The following is a 2,718-nucleotide window of genomic DNA, read 5'->3' as shown; positions in this document are numbered from 1 at the left end:
GGTGGATCCCGTCCCGGCCGACGGATACGCCGTGAGCACCCACGAGTACGTCAACCTGGTGGTTGCAGTCTCCATCGCCGAGGGTGCCGACGCCGGAACCGCGCAGGGCATCACCGTCGCCTACTCCACCGGGGGGCAGGAGTTCACGGGAACCCACCCGCTGGTGATCGAGCTGACCCGCGAGGGCTGCGCCTAGGCCGTATTACTACCGGGCTGCAGGCAACAATTCATCCCTAGTAGCCGCTCTCCTCGACTTCCTCCTGCTCCTCCTGCTCCTCCTGTTCGCCCGGATCGTCGCAGCCGACCGCGCCCAGGGCAGCCAGCGGAAGTACCGCGGCCACCGCCAATTTCCTCCACCACGTGTTCATCTGTTCCTTGCTCATGACCTCTCCTCCGTGGTTGCAACGGCCGCTGATGCGGCGGCACCATACACAGGAACTGCAGATCAACGCGCCGGTAATTAACCGTAAATCCTTACTGTCCGAGATCAACCCCCATTCCTCCAGGGGGTGGGGACAGTGGAACAATGGCAGGCGTGAACGCACCAGTTACCGCCCCGCCCAGCATTTTCGAGCAACTCGCCGAGGAGCTCGGCGTCCAGCAGTGGCAGATCAAGGCCGCCGTGGAGCTGCTCGACGGCGGATCCACGGTCCCCTTCATTGCCCGCTACCGCAAGGAAGTCACCGGCACCCTCGACGACGCCCAGCTGCGCGAGCTCGAGGAGCGGCTCCGGTACCTGCGCGAGCTGGAGGAGCGGCGAGCGGCCGTCCTGGACGCGATCGAAGCGCAGGGCAAGCTGACCGATGAGCTGCGTGCCGCCGTCGTCGGCGCCACCACCAAGGCACGGCTCGAGGACATCTACCTGCCCTTCAAGGCGAAGCGGCGCACCAAGGCGCAGGCTGCCCGCGAGGCGGGGCTGGAACCGCTTGCGGAGGGGCTCCTGGCCGATCCGTCCCTCGATCCCACGGCCGAGGCGGGCCGCTACCTGAACGACGCCGTACCCACAGCCGATGACGCGCTGGCAGGAGCACGCGCACTGCTGGTGGAAAAGGCCGGCCAGGACGCTGACCTGCTCGCCGACCTGCGCGAACGCCTGTGGAAGCAGGGGAAGCTGCGCTCGCAGGTGGTGCCCGGCAAGGAAGCCGAGGGCCAGAAGTTCGCCGATTACTTCGACTTTGTGCAGTCGCCGTCCGGGATGCCGTCACACCGGGTGCTGGCACTGTTGCGGGGTGAGAAGGAGGGTGTGCTGCAGCTGACGCTCGCTGAGGCTGACCCGGCCGACGCCGAGGCCGCTTTGCGCGCGCGGCGGCGTTTTGAGAACTCCGTGGCCGCATTCCTGGGTGTGGCCGACCACGGCCGTCCGGGCGACGCCTGGCTTCTGGCCACCGCCCAGCAAGCGTGGCGCCGCCTTCTTGCGAAGCTTTCGATCGATCTCCGCGTCCGCCTCTTCCAGGAGGCCGAAACCGAAGCCGTGCGCGTCTTCGCCGCCAACCTGCGCGACGTGCTGCTTGCTGCGCCCGCCGGAAGCCGCACCACAATCGGACTCGACCCGGGATTGCGTACCGGCGTCAAGGTGGCCGTGGTGGACGGGACAGGCAAGGTCCTCGAAACGGCGACCATCTACCCGCACGCACCGGCCAGAAAATGGGACGAGGCACTCGCGGTGCTCTCCCGGATGGTGGACAGCCACGACGTCGAACTCATTGCGATCGGCAACGGCACCGCCTCGCGGGAGACGGACAAGCTGGCCACTGAGCTGATCGCGCTGATGTCCCGGCGCACTCTGCACAAGCTCGTGGTGTCCGAGGCCGGCGCCTCCGTGTACTCGGCGTCAGCCCTGGCGTCTGCGGAACTGCCGGAGCTTGACGTGTCCCTGCGCGGTGCGGTGTCCATCGCCCGGCGGCTGCAGGATCCGCTCGCCGAACTGGTGAAGATCGACCCGAAGTCCATCGGCGTGGGCCAGTACCAGCACGACGTCAGCCCCTCGAAGCTCGAACGCTCGCTCGACGCGGTGATTGAGGACTGCGTGAACGCGGTCGGTGTGGACGTGAACACTGCCTCACCGTCGCTGCTGTCGCGGGTGGCCGGGGTGGGCTCCCTGCTCAGTGAGAACATTGTCGCCCACCGCGACGCCAACGGCCCCTTCGCCCGCCGGAAGGACCTCCTCAAGGTTCCGAGGCTCGGCGCAAAGGCGTTCGAGCAATGCGCGGGCTTCCTCCGCATCCCCGGCGGCCCGGAGCCCCTGGATGCCTCCAGCGTGCACCCGGAGGCCTATCCCGTGACCCGGCGGATGGTGAACGACGCCGGCGGCTCGCTCCGGTCGCTGAACCTTGCCGAGTACGTGGACGACACGGTGGGGCTGCCCACGCTGCAGGACATACTCGCCGAACTTGAGAAGCCGGGGCGTGATCCGCGTCCGGCGTTTGTCACGGCGTCGTTTGCCGACGTCGAGAAAATCTCGGACCTGCGGCCGGGAATGATCATCGACGGCGTGGTCACCAACGTTGCGGCCTTCGGCGCCTTTGTGGACGTCGGCGTACACCAGGACGGGCTGGTCCACGTCTCGGCGATGGCCGACCGCTTTGTCAGCGACCCCCACGAGATCGTGAAATCCGGGCAGGTGGTCAAGGTCAAGGTGCTCGAAGCCGATCCGGACCGCAAGCGCATCTCCCTCAGCCTGCGGTTGAAGGACGACGCCGGTCGGTCGGCTCGTCCTGC

3 protein-coding genes are annotated in these 2,718 nt (G+C 67.4%); 2 read left to right on the top strand and 1 reads right to left on the bottom strand.

The features are described from left to right. Positions 1-196: hypothetical protein (locus X803_RS0107160; RefSeq protein WP_216699040.1), on the top strand; the 196-nt coding region annotated here is incomplete at its 5' end. 37 nt (positions 197-233) lie between these two features. On the opposite strand, the gene X803_RS21820 is transcribed toward X803_RS0107160, so the two are convergent. Further along, complete coding sequence (locus X803_RS21820; protein WP_156929993.1) at positions 234-383, bottom strand: hypothetical protein; 150 nt, start codon at positions 381-383, stop codon at positions 234-236. A gap of 152 nt (positions 384-535) precedes the next feature. Here X803_RS21820 and X803_RS18410 point away from each other — a divergent pair. Further along, positions 536-2,718: Tex family protein (locus X803_RS18410; protein ID WP_253907407.1), on the top strand; the 2,183-nt coding region annotated here is incomplete at its 3' end.

It is taken from the genome of Arthrobacter sp. 35/47 (assembly GCF_000520475.1).
GTDB lineage: Bacteria > Actinomycetota > Actinomycetes > Actinomycetales > Micrococcaceae > Arthrobacter_D > Arthrobacter_D subterraneus.
The sequence above is the reverse complement of the archived record's forward strand: the minus strand, read 5'-3'. Positions and strand labels throughout refer to the sequence as shown.